This window comes from Citrobacter sp. CK180 (assembly GCF_030333655.1).
Classification (GTDB): Bacteria; Pseudomonadota; Gammaproteobacteria; order Enterobacterales; family Enterobacteriaceae; genus Citrobacter_B; species Citrobacter_B koseri.
On the sequence record NZ_JAOWFM010000055.1, the window covers coordinates 113,516 to 129,242 of the forward strand.

A 15,727-nucleotide genomic window follows, 5' to 3' on the forward strand; every position below is an offset into this window, starting at 1 on the left:
TCGCGGTCAGTTTGTTCACGGCAAGCGCGCAGGGCCCGGAGCGTACTAAATGTACGTGAGGAGCACGAGCACTTCCCGGGGACAAAATGACAAGTAAGCCAGGCCGAACACCCAGCTCAAAAAAAAAGCCAGCACCCGGCTGGCTAAAGTAATACTGGAAGCAATGTGAGCAATGTCGTGCTTTCAGGTTCTCCGCAAGGGTCTCCCTGAACGCAGAGCAATAATAATCATTCTCATTCGCACTTGTCCAATACTTTTTGCAAAAAAATGCAGTTGACTCCGTTTTTAAAGTCAATGATGTTTAAAAGGACTTTTAACCTGCTAAGGACACAGAAATGAGCGAGATAGTGATACGCCACGCGGAACCAAAAGATTACGACGCAATTCGTCAGATCCATGCCCAGCCGGAGGTGTATCACAACACGCTACAGGTTCCTCATCCTTCCAGTGCGATGTGGCAGGAGCGGTTAGCCGACCAGCCCGGCATCAAACAGCTGGTCGCCTGTATTGACGATACTGTCGTTGGGCATCTCACCATTGCGGTCATCCAGCGTCCGCGCCGCAGCCATGTCGCCGATTTTGGCATCAGTGTTGATGCGCGGTGGCAAAATCGTGGGGTCGCCAGCGCGCTGCTCCGTACCATGATCGACATGTGTGATAACTGGCTGCGTGTGGAGCGTATCGAGCTAACGGTATTTGTCGATAATGAACCCGCCGTGGCGGTCTACAAGAAGCATGGTTTTGAGATTGAAGGCACCGGCAAGAAGTACGCACTGCGTAACGGTGAGTATGTCGACGCATACTTTATGGCGCGGATGAAGTAATTTTCGCCTCCCCTCTATCCAGGAGAGGGGAATATCCCGTAATTAAAAGTAGTCCGGCCCAATTCAGAATATCCTCAATAATATTTGGCTAAAGTGAAAACATTTATTAACTCTGTATACGAATCTGAGAATAGAGCGTAAACAGATAATAAAGAAAGGATTCACGGCTAATACATTTAGCATGCCGTTATTAAAGGATAATGTAATAATGGGGAATATTGTCTACCTGACAATTGCAGGGGAGTTGCAAGGTGCTATTTCCGATGGATGTGGAACGATAGCCTCAGTGGGCAACCGCTGGCAAACCGGACACGAGGATGAAATTTTCGTATTTTCACTCTCGAATAGCATAACCAGTACTGGTAAAGGTTCTCATTTACACGGATTGCGATTTTGTAAACTGATCGATAAAAGTACACCGTTGTTTGTTAATGCTATTAACAACAACGAGCAGTTGTATATGGATTTTTATTTCTACCGCATCAATAGATTCGGTAGATGGGAGAAGTATTATTATATTCAACTGCGGGGAGCATTTCTATCAGGTATTCAACACCAATTCAGCGAAAATAATTTAGATACAGAAACAATAACCATCAGCTATGAATATATCCTCTGCAAACACCTTATTGCCAACACTGAGTTTAGCTACCTGGCCTTGCCCGAGAACTACAACCGTCTGTTTATCCCCCGTCCAAAAACACCCGCAGATAACAGCCTCAAAACGTTAAACAGCAAAGGGGTTGGCAGATTGCTTGCCGCCGGAGGTATCTACAACGGGAATATCGAAGGTTTCAGGGAAACGGCAGAAAAGTTGGGAGGAGATGCGATTAAGGGATATGATCACGTCCTGAATGATCAAACGAAAGGAACCATAATAGCCTTAGCATCAATCGCTTCTGTCTTTGGTATGGGGCGGTTAGGATTAGCTTCGGAGGTGGAAAAGTTCGGACAGGCAAAAGTCTGGAAGACACTATCAGTTCCAGATAGCATTGACACCATTACCATTGCAACAACAGGACAAAATTACCGCGCAATTGCCGCTGGTGCTGAAGACTTGAGTGTTGCACAAACAAAAACGCTGACACAATTGCCCAAAATGGGCTCAAGAATTATTGTAACCAAAGGCTTTGGGCAGAATGATTTAGCAGCGCTTAGTGCAGCTACAGGTGACGAGTTTGCAATGTTTACAACAGGTGGTAGAAGATTGATTATTCGCGGAAATGCAACCGGAGTACCAATAGGTATTGTTGAAGCTGAAGAGCTTGCTGCTAAAGGTTGGCGATGGTCCAGCCATGTTCATCCAGATGGAACATTAAGATCTTCTCTTGGTGATAGAGCGATTTTGAAGATATTTAAGGATCACAATTTGAATAGTAAGAGTTCTATATCTGATCCTTATGGACGCAGGTTCAACTTTTCACCTGATGGCGATTTAATTAGCCCAGAATGGAGACCATAGAATGAAAAAAATACCTTTAGACATTTTAGAACGAAAAGCAAAAGAAATTAGCAGAAAGACATTGGGTGATTATATATTGCCAGACAATATATTTTCACAATTGGCTTCAGGAGTAATTATTGATGGTGACGACAGAGTTTTTGTGCTGTTCATTCCTAAAGAGCTAGCAAAAGATACAATAGATATACTTAGAATAAGAATGAATATTTATTCAGGAGAAGGTTTTGTAGAATATATTGGGCTTGAGCGGAAAAAGTAGAAATCCAGATAATAAAGTTATGCGCTTTAAGGGGAATGCTAATGATCACTTACAAAGAAGCCATAAACAAAGCCAATAAGTATCTTCACGATGCAGATACTCCTGTCGTCATCACACTCCACGGAAGATTTACAGAAGGTTGGTTTTTTTGTTTCGAATCAATGGAGTATCTCAAAACCGGAGACAACGCTTCCCGTCTGGCAGGAAACACTCCTTTCATCATCGATAAAGATAGCGGTGAAATCTTTGATTTAGGTACTACCTAGCCGCTGGAGAAATATTTAAAAGACTACGAAGAGAGCAAAAAAGCACGAAGCTAAGCTTACCCGGATACAATTAACTATGATAACTGAAACTGAACTTAACGTACTAAAAGTTATGGCCGAAAAAGATATTAACTGGAACTGGATGAATCTGGATCGCACGCTTTCCATGAAAAGAATCCCGGGGTTCAGCAATGTCGTTAATATTGTGAATAAATTGGCTAGCGAGTGTCTGGTAAATATTGAAGATAGTGGGCATAAGTCCATGCCTTACTATCGCGTATCTGAAAAAGGATACAGGCTAATCAAGAATACTGATACTGACAATAACGTACCATAACCGCCGTGCAGAATAATGCTGTTGAAAAACAAGGTCACAGCCAGAACTCCCTGATAAGCCCCCTTCCACCGAAGAGGGCCGTTATCCTTAGTATCCCGCCGTTAAATCATCGACTGAGCGCGGGTCAGATGCGCCGTACAGCGAACCATCCGGCCCGACCATGATGCTCTGGGTGCTGCCCATCGCTTCTTTCAGCGCGACTTTTTGCCCACGCTGTTCCAGGAGTTTCAGCGTATCCGGGCTAAAGCCCTTTTCCACGCGCAGCTCATCCGGCAGCCACTGATGATGGAAACGCGGTGCGTTGGTCGCCTCAGCGACATTCATCCCGAAATCGATGCTGTTGACCACCATTTGCAGCACGGTAGTGATAATACGACTTCCGCCAGGGCTGCCTGTCACCAGCCAGGTTTTGCCGTCTTTCACCACAATGGTCGGCGACATTGACGACAGCGGACGTTTCTTCGGCCCTACAGCGTTAGCATCGCCGCCCACCAGACCGTAAACGTTTGGTACGCCAGGTTTCGCGGAGAAGTCATCCATCTCATTGTTGAGCAGAATTCCGGTGTTTCCCGCCACAATCCCGGTACCAAACGTGGTGTTCAGGGTGTAGGTGACGGCCACCGCGTTGCCGTCTTTATCCACCACCGAGAAATGGGTGGTCTGATTGCTTTCGTACGGCGCCAGTTTACCGGGGCGAATCTCGCTGGACGGTTTGGCTTTATTAATATCTATCTGATCGGCAATGGATTTCGCATACGCTTTACTGGTCAGCGCCTGCCACGGCACCTTCACAAAATCCGGGTCGCCGAGATACTCCGACCGATCGGCATAGGCATATTTCTCCGCTTCAGCCATTATCTGCATGGCATCGGCGCTGCCAAACCCGTATTTCTTCATGTCGAAGTTTTCAAGGATATTGAGGATCTGCACGATATGAATGCCGCCGGAGGACGGAGGCGGCATCGAAAAGACCTGATACCCGCGATAGTCGCCGCTAATCGGCGTGCGTTCTACCGCTTTGTAAGCCGCCAGATCCTCTTTGGTGATAAGCCCCCCGTTCTTCTGCATCTCCTGTGCGATCTGGTCGGCTATTGCCCCTTTGTAGAAGGCATCCGGGCCATTCTCAGCAATCATCTCCAGACTTTTCGCCAGGTTTTTCTGCACCAGCTTGTCGCCCTTCTTCAGCGGTTCGCCGTCTTTCCAGAAAATGGCCTTGCTGTTTTCATAATTCGGCAGCACCTCACTACCGTAGGTTTTCAGGTCATCCGCCAGCGCATCGTTGACGACGAATCCCTCATCCGCAAGTTTCATCGCCGGGCGTATCACTTTGTTGAGCGGCAGGGTGCCGTATTTCTCCAGCGCCAGCGAGAATCCGGCCACGGTGCCCGGCGTACCGGTCGCCAGGTGCGACGTCAGCGATTTTTTACTGTCAGGATTGCCCTGATCGTCCAGGAACATATCGCGGGTGGCATTGGCTGGCGCCATTTCGCGGAAGTCGATCGCCGTGGTGTTCCCGTCTTTGGTGCGCAGCAGCATAAAACCCCCGCCGCCGAGGTTCCCTGCCTGCGGATGCGTCACCGCCAGCGCATAGCCAACGGCAACCGCCGCATCGACGGCATTTCCCCCTTGCTTAAGGATATCGACGCCAACCTGGGTCGCCATCGCATCCACGGATGCCACCATCCCCTGCTTCGCACGAACAGGGTGGAAAACATCCTCTTCAACACCGTATGACACCGGAGGTGGCGCAGGCGGCGCGGCAACAACACTAAAACAACTTCCTGAGAGCAGAGCAGCAATGGCTACCCGGCGCAAAAACGTCGGTTTCATCATCGTTATTCTCCAGAGATACGGGGTCAGCCCCCCACTAAGCCTGGTGCATAACTCTGAAATAATCATCGTTGCGGCGGGAAAGGAGTAAACTTAATAGATCCCCCCAGAGGAGGAAAGACGATGAAACGACTCTTAATTTTAGCGGCGCTACTGCCGTTTTCCGGCTTTGCGCAGCCCATCAACACCATGAATAACCCGAATCAGCCGGGGTATCAGATCCCGAGTCAACAGCGGATGCAAACCCAAATGCAGACGCAGCAGACCCAGCAGAAAGGGATGCTTAACCAGCAGTTAAAAACGCAGACCCAGCTTCAGCAACAGCATCTGCAAACGCAGATGAACAATAACGCGCAGCGGGTCCAGCAGGGCCAGGTGCGTGAGCAGGTTTTACCAAACAACAATGGCGGTATGTTAAGCGGTGGAACCCGCCAGAGCAGCGGTCAGCAACATCTGCTGCCCCAGCGACAGAGTGGCGATATGCTCAATAACTCGCCGCAGTAAAATCCGGCCCAATCACATCAATGGCATCGGTACAGATGCAGTCCACGCCCCAGCGCAGCAGTTCCGCCGCGCGCTGGGGTTTGTTGACGGTGTAAACCAGAATGCGCAGTCCCGCCGCCTTGAGCACTTTTACCCGCGCTTCATCAAGCAATTTATGGTTGAGATGAACAGAGACGCAGCCCAGCCGGGTCGTCAGCGTATGCCAGTCGTCACGCCAGTCATCCAGCAGTAAACCGCGCGGTAGCTCTGGCGCCGCCTGTTGCGCCGCTTCCAGCGCATCAATTTCAAACGATGAAAGTAAAGGCGCGGTCATTCCAGACCACAGCTCCCGCGCAGCCAGCGCCACCACTCTCCCCGTCAATGGCCCGGTGCCGGTCGTCGGTTTAATTTCAATATTCGCCATCATGCCGTGCTCGCGGCAGCGTTCCGCTACCTGAGACAACAGCGGCAACGGCTCGCCTTTAAACTTGCCGCTAAACCAGCTCCCGGCATCAACGCGCAGCAGATCCTGCCAGTTGACTTCCCCCGCCACGCCCCAGCCGTTACTGGTGCGCTCCAGGTTGTCGTCATGCAGCAGAAAGATCTCGCCGTCTTTCGACAGCTTCACGTCAAACTCAATCATCGTGTGTCCGCACCGCGCCCCCACGTCAATCGCCGCCAGCGTGTTTTCCGGTGCGAGTTTTCCGCCGCCGCGATGCGCGACGATGTGGGGATAAGGCCAGTTACTCATACTCGTTGTCCTGTTTCGCCATCGAAAAGATGCAGATGATTTTCCGGCAAATGCAGCCATAGCGTGCCGCCTGCCGTCGGGCGTTGCTGATGCGCCAGCCGCACGACCATTTTTTGATCGCCCCAGCGTCCGTGCGCCAGGTTATCCGCCCCCAGCATCTCCAGCGTGTCCATCACCAGCGGTACGCCGCCTTCCGCCTGCGAGCTTAGCGCAATATGCTCAGGACGGATACCCAGCGTCATTTTCCGCCCGGCATAGCGGCGATAGTTCCAGTTAACGGGCAGCGCCATCCCGCTCTCCAGCTCAAAATGGGTGCCTGCGGCGCTGATGCGCCCCTCCAGCAGGTTCATCGCCGGGCTGCCGATAAAGCTCGCCACAAAGCGGCTGGCAGGCTTCTCATACACCTCTACCGGCGTACCGATTTGCTCCGCCACGCCTTTGTTCATCACCATCACCCGCTGGGCGAGCGTCATCGCTTCGACCTGATCGTGCGTCACGTACAGCGAGGTGGTTTTCAGGCGGCGATGCAGATGTTGTAACTCAAGGCGCATCTGGACGCGCAATTTAGCGTCAAGGTTAGACAGCGGCTCATCAAACAGGAAGACGGCCGGATCGCGCACAATCGCACGCCCCATTGCCACACGCTGGCGCTGGCCGCCGGAAAGCTCGCGTGGACGGCGTTTGAGCAAACCGTCCAGCTCCAGAATCCGCGCCGCCTCTTTCACCCGTTCAGCAATATGCCCTTTGCCCATGCCGCGAATCTTCAGCCCCCACGCCATGTTCTCCTCTACGCTCATGTGTGGGTAGAGCGCGTAGTTCTGGAACACCATCGCAATGCCCCTGTCTTTCGGCTCCATCTCCGTAACGCGCTGGCGGTCAATCCAGATATCGCCGCTCGTTACCCGCTCAAGCCCGGCCACCATACGCAGCAGCGTCGATTTACCGCAGCCGGACGGCCCAACCATCACAATAAACTCGCCATCCGCCACATCCAGCGTTAACGGCTGTATGACCTGGGTTTTGCCGTCCCAGCTTTTGGTTACTGCCTGTAATTTCAAACCAGCCATAAAATTTCCTACTTCTCACTGTCCACCAGGCCGCGTACAAACGCGCGCTGCATGGCTAAAACGATAACGACGGGGGGAATCAGGGTCAGCAGCATCGCCGCCATCACCTGATTCCACTGAGTAGTGCCTTCCCCGGTGGCGATCATGCCTTTAATCCCCGCAACGGCAGTGCCGAGATCAACGTCGGTAATAATCAGCAACGGCCACAGGTACTGGTTCCAGCCGTAGATGAAGGTGATGACGAACAGCGCCGCGAGATTGGTTTTCGACAGCGGCAGCACGATGTCGCGGAAAAAGCGCATCGGTGAAGCACCGTCGATGCGCGCCGCTTCGATCAGCTCGTCCGGCAGCGTCATAAAGAACTGGCGAAACAGAAAGGTGGCGGTCGCTGAAGCCATCAGCGGCAGGGTCAGACCCGCGTAGCTGTCGAGCATTTTCAGATTGGCAATCACTTCCACCGTCGGGAAAATACGCACCTCAACCGGCAGCATCAGGGTGATAAAGATCATCCAGAAAAACAGATTACGCAGCGGAAAACGAAACCAGACAATGGCAAACGCTGACAGCATAGAAACGGTAATTTTCCCCACCGTAATGCTAAAAGCCATGATGAAACTGTTAAGCATCATCAGCCAGAACGGCGCGCTGTTCACGCCCACGCCGTTAACCCAGATCGTTGCCATGTTTTCCAGCAGATGCGTTCCGGGAATGAGCGTCATCGGCGTATCGAACACCGCGCTGTTGTCCAGCGTCGCCGCCACAAAGGCGACATACAAGGGAAACAGGATCACCACAATCCCCAGAATCAACATAGTGTGGCTGAATATCGTCAGCCCGCGACGGTTCTCAATCATTGGTAACGCACCTTACTTTCCACATAGCGGAACTGGATAACCGTCAGAATGATGACGAGGAACATCAGCACCACCGACTGTGCGGCAGAGGCGGAGAGATCCAGTCCGGCAAAGCCTTCGCGGTAAATCTTATAAATCAGCGTGGTCGTCGCCTGTACCGGTCCGCCTGCGGTAGCGGCGTCGATCACCGGGAAGGTGTCGAAGAAGGCATACACCAGATTGACCACCAGCAGGAAGAAACTAACCGGCGCAATCAGCGGTAGCGAAAGTTTAAAGAAGCGCCGAACCGGACCCGCCCCATCAATCGCTGCCGCTTCCGTCAGCGAGCGGGGAATGGATTGCAACGCGGCAAAAAAGAACAGGAAGTTGTAACTAATCTGCTTCCAGACTGAAGCGAACACCACCAGAAACATGGCCTGGCCGCTGTGTTGCGCATGGTTCCAGTCATAGCCGAACCCGGCAAGAAAATGGGTGATTAGCCCGCGCCCAGGGTTGAACAGGAAGATCCACAGTACGGCGGCCACCGCTGGCGCAACGGCGTAAGGCAGCAGCATCAGCGTTTGATACAGGCGGCTTGCGCGTACCACGTAATCCACCAGCGCGGCGAAAAACAGTGAGACCAACAGGCCGCTTACCGTCACCAGCGCACTGAATTTCATCGTCGTCCAGAAGGAGTCGAGGTAGTAGCTGTCATGGAATAAGGCGACAAAGTTATCCAGACCGACAAACTGGCTGGACAGCCCAAACGGATCGACGCTTTGCAGCGAATACCACAGCGCTTCGCCCGCAGGCCAGATAAAGAAAATGACGGTGATCGCCAGTTGCGGCGCAACCAGCAAATACGGCAGCCAACGCGAGCGAAACACCGGACGGGATGATGACATGAAGATTTGATTCCTGAACAGTGCCGGGTGGCGGCTTCGCCTTACCCGGCCTACGGTCTTGTAGGCCCGGTAAGCGCAGCGCCTCCGGGCATATCATGCGTTACGATTTCGTTGACTGCTCAAAGCGACGCAGCAGCTGATTACCACGCTCAACGGCGGCATCCAGCGCCTGCTGCGGGGATTTCTTCCCGGTCCACACGCTTTCCAGCTCCTCATCCACAATGGTGCGGATCTGCGGCATGTTGCCCAGACGCAGACCTTTGGTGAACGGCAACGGCGGCTTGTTCAGCATCTGGCGCGTGGCAATATCCGCGCCGGGGTTCTTATCATAGAATCCCTGCTCGCGGGTCAGGTCGTAAGCCGCTTTGGTGATCGGCAGATAGCCGGTTTTCTGATGCCATTCAGCGGCATTTTCCGGCTTCGCCAGGAAGTCGAGGAATTTCGCCACGCCGGTGTAGGTCTCTTTGTCTTTACCCTGCATCACCCACAGGCTCGCCCCGCCGATAATGGCGTTTTGCGGCGCATCTTTGGCATCCGCGTCATAAGGCATCATGCCTACGCCGTAATTAAATTTGGCATAGTGGCGGATATCCGCCAGAGAACCGGAAGAGGCGGTGGTGATGGCGCAATCGCCGTTGTAGAACTTCTCAGTGGATTCGTCTTTACGCCCGAAGTAGCTGAAATCACCCTTCTTGTTCAGTTCTTCCAGCAGCGCGATATGTTTCACCTGCTCCGGCTTGTTAAATTCCAGCACCGCGTCAGTACCGTCAAAGCCGTTATTTTGAGTGGCGACCGGCAGACCATGCCAGGCGCTGAAGTTTTCAATCTGAATCCAGCCCTGCCAGCCGCTGGCGTAGCCGCACTTCATTCCCGCCGCCTTCAGCTTCGCGGTGTACTCCGCCAGATCCTGCCAGGTTTTCGGCGGCTGCTCTGGATCTAAACCGGCCTTTTTGAAAGCGTCTTTGTTGTAGTACAGCACCGGCGTGGAGCTGTTAAACGGCTGGGACAACAGATGTCCGCTTTTGGAATCGGTGTAGTAACCGGACACCGTCGGTACAAACTGCGACTCATCGAAACTGATGCCCGCGTCGCTGAACACTTCATAGACCGGTTTAATCGCTTTCGACGCCATCATAGTCGCGGTGCCGACTTCATAAACCTGCAACAGCGCCGGAGCGTTGCCGGTACGAAACGCGGCGATACCCGCGCTCAGGCTCTGTTCATAGTTGCCCTTATACACCGGCACAATCTTGTAATCAGGATTGGCCGCATTGAAACGTTGCGCCAGAGAATCAACCTCTTTCCCCAGCTCGCCTTCCATAGAATGCCAGAATGGAATGGTGGTAACGGCCATGGCGTTTCCCACGAATGCCAGGCTTAACGCCAGTCCTAACGCTGTATGTCGTAACGATGTCATTCGCTTATCTCTCTTGTTGTGCCGGATGCGCGATATCACGCGTTTTATGCTCGCGAGGTAACATGACATGCGCGAATGACAGAAAAATAACTTTTTAGTTACAAATAAATGACAGCCAAACGTCAGCAGGATGATAAGAAGATGATGGAATGGTGAAGATAATATGGAAGAAACAAAAAGCCGGGTGGCGGCTTCGCCTTACCCGGCCTACAGGATCGAGTAGGCCCGGTAAGCGTAGCGCCACCGGGCACACAGACGGTTTAGCCTCCGAGGTATGCGCTGCGCACCGCTTCGTTGGCCAGCAACGCATCGCCGGTATCTTCCAGCACCACATGACCGTTTTCCAGCACGTAGCCGCGATCCGCCAGCTTCAGCGCCTGATTCGCGTTCTGCTCGACGAGGAAGATGGTCATTCCCTGCTCGCGCAGCTGTTCGATGGTATCGAAAATCTGCTGGATAATGATCGGCGCCAGACCCAGGGACGGCTCATCCAGCAGCAGCAAACGCGGCTGGCTCATCAATGCGCGGCCAATCGCCAGCATCTGCTGTTCACCGCCGGACATGGTGCCCGCACGCTGGATACGACGCTCATGCAAGCGCGGGAACAGCGCGTAAACCCACTTAATGCGCTCCTGAAACTGGTCGCGCTCGGCGAAAAAACCGCCCATCGCCAGGTTCTCTTCTACCGTCATACGGGAAAAGACGCGACGCCCTTCCGGGACAATCGCCACCGCTTCACGCATGATTTTCGCCGTCTGCCAGTCGGTAATGTCTTTGCCATCAAACACAATCCGACCACTGGTGGCGCGCGGATCGCCGCATAACGTGCCGAGCAGCGTGGTTTTACCCGCGCCGTTGGCGCCAATCAGGGTGACGATTTCTCCCTGACGAATATGCAGGCTCACCTCGTGCAGCGCCTGGATTTTGCCGTAGTGGGCACTGACTTTGTCAAAGGACAACATGACTTTTTCCATCTTATGCGTCACCACCATTATGCTTCACCTAAATAGGCGCGGATCACGTCCGGGTTGTTGCGAACTTCTTCCGGCGTCCCGTTCGCCAGCGGCGTTCCCTGGTTCACCACGTAAATGCGATCGGAAATCCCCATCACCAGCTTCATATCATGCTCAATCAGCAGAATGGTGGTGTTGTGATGATTACGCAGCTCCGCAATTAATTCGTCCAGCTCTTTGGTCTCTTTCGGGTTCAGACCCGCCGCCGGTTCATCCAGCATCAGGATCTCCGGCTGCGTCACCATGCAGCGGGCGATCTCCAGACGACGCTGGTCGCCGTAGGCCAGGTTGCTGGCCTGGCGGTTGGCGTGCTCCAGCAGGCCGATACGCTCCAGCCAGGTGGCGGCGCGATCGAGCGCTTCACTCTGCGCCCGACGGAACGCCGGAGTCTTCAACAGACCCGAAAAGACGCCGGTTTTCAACTGCTGATGTTGCGCCACCAGCAGGTTTTCAATCACCGTCATCTCACGGAACAGGCGGACGTGCTGGAAGGTACGCACCACGCCCATACGGGCAATCTGCTGACCCGGCAGCCCTTCCAGATGCTGATCGCGCAGCATAATGGTGCCGCCGGTCGGTTTATAGAAACCGGTCAGGCAGTTAAAGACCGTGGTTTTCCCGGCGCCGTTTGGCCCGATCAATGAGACGATTTCGCGTGGATGCAGCTCCAGTTCAACGTTGTTTACCGCCAGCAGACCGCCAAAGCGCATCATCAGGCCGTTAACGGATAATAATGGCTGACTCATGCCTGCTCTCCTTTCGCTTCCCCGTTTTTCAGTTTCAACTGCGGACGGGTCATCGGCAGCAAGCCCTGCGGACGCCAGATCATCATCAGTACCATCAAACCACCGAGCATCAACATGCTGTATTCGTTGAAGTCACGCATCAGCTCGCGCGATACCACCAGCAGGATGGCGGCGAGAATAACCGCGAACTGCGAACCCATGCCGCCAAGCACCACAATCGCCAGTACAAAAGCGGATTCGGCAAAGGTGAACGACTCCGGGCTGACAAAGCCCTGGCGCGCGGCGAACAGCGTTCCGGCGAACCCCGCAAACGCGGCGCTGATGGTAAACGCCGTCAGCTTAATGCGCGTCGGGCTTAAGCCTAATGAACGGCAGGCAATTTCATCTTCACGCAGCGCTTCCCATGCCCGCCCCAGCGGCATACGCAGCAGACGGTTGATCACAAACAGCGAGAAGACGACCAGCAGCAACGCCACCAGGTAAAGCCAAATCACGCGGTCGGATGGATCGTATTTCACGCCGAAGAAGTTGCTGAAGGTATCCCAGCCGCCTTCACGGGCGGTACGGCTGAACTCCAGACCGAAGAATGTCGGTTTCGGGATCTGGCTGATACCGTTCGGCCCGCCGGTCACTTCGGTGTTATTGAGCAGCAGGATGCGCACAATCTCGCCAAAGCCTAAGGTCACAATCGCCAGGTAGTCGCCGCGCAGGCGCAATACCGGGAAGCCGAGCAGGAAGCCCGCCGCCGCCGCAACCAGCCCCGCCAGCGGCAGGCAGGTCCAGAACCCCAGACCGTAATAGTGGTTCAGCAACGCGAAGGTATACGCGCCAATGGCGTAGAAACCGCCGTAGCCCAGTACCAGCAGACCAGACAGCCCCACCACCACGTTCAGCCCAAGACCGAGGATGATATAAATCATGGTCAGCGTGGCGATATCAACGGTGCCGCGCGACACCATAAACGGCCACACAACGGCGATGACCAGCAGCGCAATCAGGAACAGCTTCTGCTTCACGGTTGAGCCATCAATCGCTGGCAGAACAAATTTAGGCCCGGAAATGCCCTTCAGGCTTTTCTGGAAAATCGGTCGCAGCAACTGGAAGAAAAAGACCACGGCAGTACCGATAAACACCCACTGCCAGCGAATATCCGCAGCAGTCCCCACCACCAGTTTGGTGCCATCGAGTTCCAGTTGAACGCCCATAAAGACGCCCGCCAGCACGAAGAACATGGCGGCAGAGAGCAGCGCCATCGCAAAATGCATCGGTTTCATACTTTCTCTACCTCCGGGCGGCCCAGGATACCGGTCGGCATGACCAGCAGCACCAGAATCAGCAGCGCAAACGACACCACATCTTTATATTCGGTACTCAGGTACGCAGAGGAGAGCGCTTCGGCGACGCCCAGAATCAGGCCGCCAATCATCGCGCCAGGAATGCTGCCGATGCCGCCAAGCACCGCGGCGGTGAAGGCCTTCATCCCGGCCATAAAGCCAATATACGGGTTGATAACGCCATAGAACTGACCGAGCAGCACGCCCGCCACCGCCGCCATCGCCGCGCCAATCACAAAGGTCAGCGCAATCACGCGGTCGGTATTAATGCCCAGCAGACTCGCCATTTTCAGGTCTTCCGCACAGGCGCGGCAGGCGCGTCCCATACGGGAGTAACGGATGAACAGCGTCAGCGCCAGCATCGCCAGGAAAGTGACAATCCAGATGACCAACTGCATGGTGGTAATGCTGGCGGCGAAGTTCTCGCTGCTGCCGATAATCCACTGGCCGTTAAACAAACTGGGGAGCGCCACGTCACGCGAACCTTCGGTAAGACTGACGTAGTTTTGCAGGAAAATAGACATCCCGATCGCGGAGATGAGCGCAATCAGTCGCTTGGAACTGCGCACTGGCCGATAGGCCACCCGTTCAATACTCCAGCCATAGGCGCTGGCGATAATGATAGCCCCGACGAATCCGGCGGCGACCAGCAGCCAGCTGGTATCAATGCCCATCATCATCAGCGCGGCGATGATCATGAAAGAGACATAGCTGCCGATCATATAGACCTCGCCGTGGGCGAAGTTGATCATGCCGATAATGCCGTAAACCATCGTATAGCCGATAGCGATCAGCGCATAGGTGCTTCCCAGCGTGACGCCGTTAAACATCTGCTGCAAGAAATAGAGAAACTGCTCGGACATAAGGTAACCTTTCTCAACCCGCCCGTTTTGCGCGGGCGGAGGGATAACTTGTCTTCAGGCGTTATTTGGCAACGGTCGATGAGCCGTCGGCATGCCACTGGAAGACACCAAACTCAAATCCCTTCAGATCGCCTTTTTCATCCCAGTTCAGCGGCCCAATCACGGTATCAGCCCCGTGTGCTTTCAGATCTTTCACCAGATCGAGCGGCGCTTTGCTGCCGGTACGATCCATTGCGGTTGCCAGCGACTGCACCGCAGCGTAGGTGATCCACACGTAAGGGCCGGTAGGATCTTTTTTGTCGGCTTTAAGGGCATCGACAATGCCTTTGTTCGCCGGGTCCTGGTCATAGCGTTTTGGCATCGTCACCAGCATGCCTTCTGCCGCCGCGCCAGCAATGTTGGACAGTGAGGCATTGCCCACGCCCTCTGGCCCCATAAACTGGGTTTTCAGGCCGATAGCGCGCGCCTGGCGCAGCATCTGGCCCATTTCCGGGTAGTAACCGCCGTAATAAACGAAGTCGATATTCTCTTTTTGCAGGCGGGCAATCAGCGCGGAAAAGTCTTTCTCGCCAGCGGTAATCCCGTCAAAGAACACGATATTGGCGTTGCCCGCTTTCAGGCTGTCCTGTACGGAACGCGCCAGACCTTCGCCGTACTGCTGCTTATCATGAATAATGGCGATACGCTGCGGCTTCACTTTCTCAAGAATGTATTTCGCCGCCGTTGGCCCCTGGGAGGAGTCCAGGCCCGCCGTACGCATGATGTGTTCGTAGCCGCGCTGCGTCAGTTCCGGGTTTGTGGCGCCCGGGGAGATCATCAGGATGCCTTCATCTTCATAGATATCAGACGCGGGCTGTGTGGAAGAGGAGCACAGGTGGCCGATAACGTACTGAATGCCGTCGTTGACGATTTTGTTCGCCACCGCGACAGCCTGTTTCGGGTCACAGGCGTCGTCATACTCAACGCCCACCAGCTTATCGCCTTTGATGCCGCCTTTGGCGTTGATGTCTTTAATGGCCTGACGCGCGCCGTTAAATTCCATATCGCCCCACTGCGCTACCGGGCCGGACATCGCCCCGACAACGGCGACTTTAATATCGTCCGCCATTGCCGTATGCGACATCGCCAGTGCAACCACTCCTGCGATGATCGTTTTCGCATTCCGTTTCATTTACTGAATCCCCATTCGTGACGTTATTACACTTCATCCTTCACGCTGCCCCGGTGTTGGCTACGTGCGTTCACCCCAGTCACTAACTTATGTAAGCACCTGGGGATTCACGCTCTTGCCGCCTTGATGCACCTTGAATGATTTTGTGTATATATTTTGTATTTAT

17 protein-coding genes are annotated in these 15,727 nt (G+C 54.0%); 6 read left to right on the top strand and 11 right to left on the bottom strand.

Features of this window, described 5'->3' with window-relative positions; translation table 11 throughout:
* Positions 1 to 335 precede the first annotated feature (335 nt).
* From yhhY to OGV50_RS19420, 5 genes are all read left to right on the top strand, one after another.
* Entirely contained in the window at positions 336 to 824 is a 489-nt protein-coding gene (gene yhhY / locus OGV50_RS19400) for an N-acetyltransferase (protein ID WP_200093159.1), read from the top strand.
* Positions 825 to 1,032: 208 nt separating this feature from the next.
* Entirely contained in the window at positions 1,033 to 2,286 is a 1,254-nt protein-coding gene (gene tssD, locus OGV50_RS19405; RefSeq protein ID WP_112001445.1) for a type VI secretion system tube protein TssD, read from the top strand.
* Between the two features lies 1 nt (position 2,287).
* Positions 2,288 to 2,545: a hypothetical protein gene (locus tag OGV50_RS19410; protein ID WP_012135548.1), complete on the top strand. Its 258-nt coding sequence runs from the start codon at positions 2,288 to 2,290 to the stop codon at positions 2,543 to 2,545.
* 41 nt (positions 2,546 to 2,586) lie between these two features.
* Positions 2,587 to 2,811 (top strand): YrhB domain-containing protein, encoded by a 225-nt coding sequence (locus OGV50_RS19415; RefSeq protein ID WP_112001444.1) that lies wholly within the window; start codon positions 2,587 to 2,589, stop codon positions 2,809 to 2,811.
* A gap of 76 nt (positions 2,812 to 2,887) precedes the next feature.
* Complete coding sequence (locus OGV50_RS19420; RefSeq protein ID WP_012135551.1) at positions 2,888 to 3,148, top strand: hypothetical protein; 261 nt, start codon at positions 2,888 to 2,890, stop codon at positions 3,146 to 3,148.
* A gap of 87 nt (positions 3,149 to 3,235) precedes the next feature.
* On the opposite strand, the gene ggt is transcribed toward OGV50_RS19420, so the two are convergent.
* Positions 3,236 to 4,981: a gamma-glutamyltransferase gene (gene ggt / locus OGV50_RS19425; RefSeq protein ID WP_049009224.1), complete on the bottom strand. Its 1,746-nt coding sequence runs from the start codon at positions 4,979 to 4,981 to the stop codon at positions 3,236 to 3,238.
* A 120-nt stretch (positions 4,982 to 5,101) separates the two neighbouring features.
* On the opposite strand from ggt, the gene OGV50_RS19430 reads away from it, so the two are divergent.
* Positions 5,102 to 5,482 (top strand): DUF2756 family protein, encoded by a 381-nt coding sequence (locus OGV50_RS19430; RefSeq protein ID WP_012135554.1) that lies wholly within the window; start codon positions 5,102 to 5,104, stop codon positions 5,480 to 5,482.
* On the opposite strand, the gene ugpQ is transcribed toward OGV50_RS19430, so the two are convergent.
* The 10 genes from ugpQ to livK all read right to left on the bottom strand — a co-directional run bounded on the left by ugpQ (position 5,463) and on the right by livK (position 15,561).
* On the bottom strand, positions 5,463 to 6,212 hold the full coding sequence (gene ugpQ, locus OGV50_RS19435; RefSeq protein ID WP_200093158.1) for a glycerophosphodiester phosphodiesterase: 750 nt from the start codon (positions 6,210 to 6,212) through the stop codon (positions 5,463 to 5,465). The genes OGV50_RS19430 and ugpQ overlap by 20 nt on opposite strands.
* Positions 6,209 to 7,279: a sn-glycerol-3-phosphate import ATP-binding protein UgpC gene (locus OGV50_RS19440; RefSeq protein ID WP_012135556.1), complete on the bottom strand. Its 1,071-nt coding sequence runs from the start codon at positions 7,277 to 7,279 to the stop codon at positions 6,209 to 6,211. The genes ugpQ and OGV50_RS19440 overlap by 4 nt, the downstream gene beginning before the upstream one ends.
* A gap of 8 nt (positions 7,280 to 7,287) precedes the next feature.
* Positions 7,288 to 8,133: a sn-glycerol-3-phosphate ABC transporter permease UgpE gene (ugpE, locus tag OGV50_RS19445; protein WP_200093157.1), complete on the bottom strand. Its 846-nt coding sequence runs from the start codon at positions 8,131 to 8,133 to the stop codon at positions 7,288 to 7,290.
* Entirely contained in the window at positions 8,130 to 9,017 is an 888-nt protein-coding gene (gene ugpA, locus OGV50_RS19450; RefSeq protein WP_024131024.1) for a sn-glycerol-3-phosphate ABC transporter permease UgpA, read from the bottom strand. The genes ugpE and ugpA overlap by 4 nt, the downstream gene beginning before the upstream one ends.
* Before the next feature lie 100 nt (positions 9,018 to 9,117).
* Positions 9,118 to 10,434 (bottom strand): sn-glycerol-3-phosphate ABC transporter substrate-binding protein UgpB, encoded by a 1,317-nt coding sequence (gene ugpB / locus OGV50_RS19455; RefSeq protein WP_024131025.1) that lies wholly within the window; start codon positions 10,432 to 10,434, stop codon positions 9,118 to 9,120.
* 260 nt (positions 10,435 to 10,694) lie between these two features.
* Positions 10,695 to 11,408: a high-affinity branched-chain amino acid ABC transporter ATP-binding protein LivF gene (gene livF, locus OGV50_RS19460; RefSeq protein WP_047463875.1), complete on the bottom strand. Its 714-nt coding sequence runs from the start codon at positions 11,406 to 11,408 to the stop codon at positions 10,695 to 10,697.
* 17 nt (positions 11,409 to 11,425) lie between these two features.
* Positions 11,426 to 12,193, bottom strand: coding sequence for a high-affinity branched-chain amino acid ABC transporter ATP-binding protein LivG (gene livG / locus OGV50_RS19465; RefSeq protein ID WP_047460588.1), 768 nt, complete (start codon positions 12,191 to 12,193; stop codon positions 11,426 to 11,428).
* Positions 12,190 to 13,467, bottom strand: coding sequence for a branched chain amino acid ABC transporter permease LivM (gene livM, locus OGV50_RS19470; RefSeq protein ID WP_012135563.1), 1,278 nt, complete (start codon positions 13,465 to 13,467; stop codon positions 12,190 to 12,192). Before livM ends, livG begins: the two co-directional genes overlap by 4 nt.
* Positions 13,464 to 14,390 (bottom strand): high-affinity branched-chain amino acid ABC transporter permease LivH, encoded by a 927-nt coding sequence (gene livH, locus OGV50_RS19475; RefSeq protein WP_012135564.1) that lies wholly within the window; start codon positions 14,388 to 14,390, stop codon positions 13,464 to 13,466. Before livH ends, livM begins: the two co-directional genes overlap by 4 nt.
* A gap of 61 nt (positions 14,391 to 14,451) precedes the next feature.
* Positions 14,452 to 15,561, bottom strand: a complete 1,110-nt coding sequence (livK, locus tag OGV50_RS19480; protein ID WP_012135565.1) for a high-affinity branched-chain amino acid ABC transporter substrate-binding protein LivK — start codon at positions 15,559 to 15,561, stop codon at positions 14,452 to 14,454.
* Positions 15,562 to 15,727 lie beyond the last annotated feature (166 nt).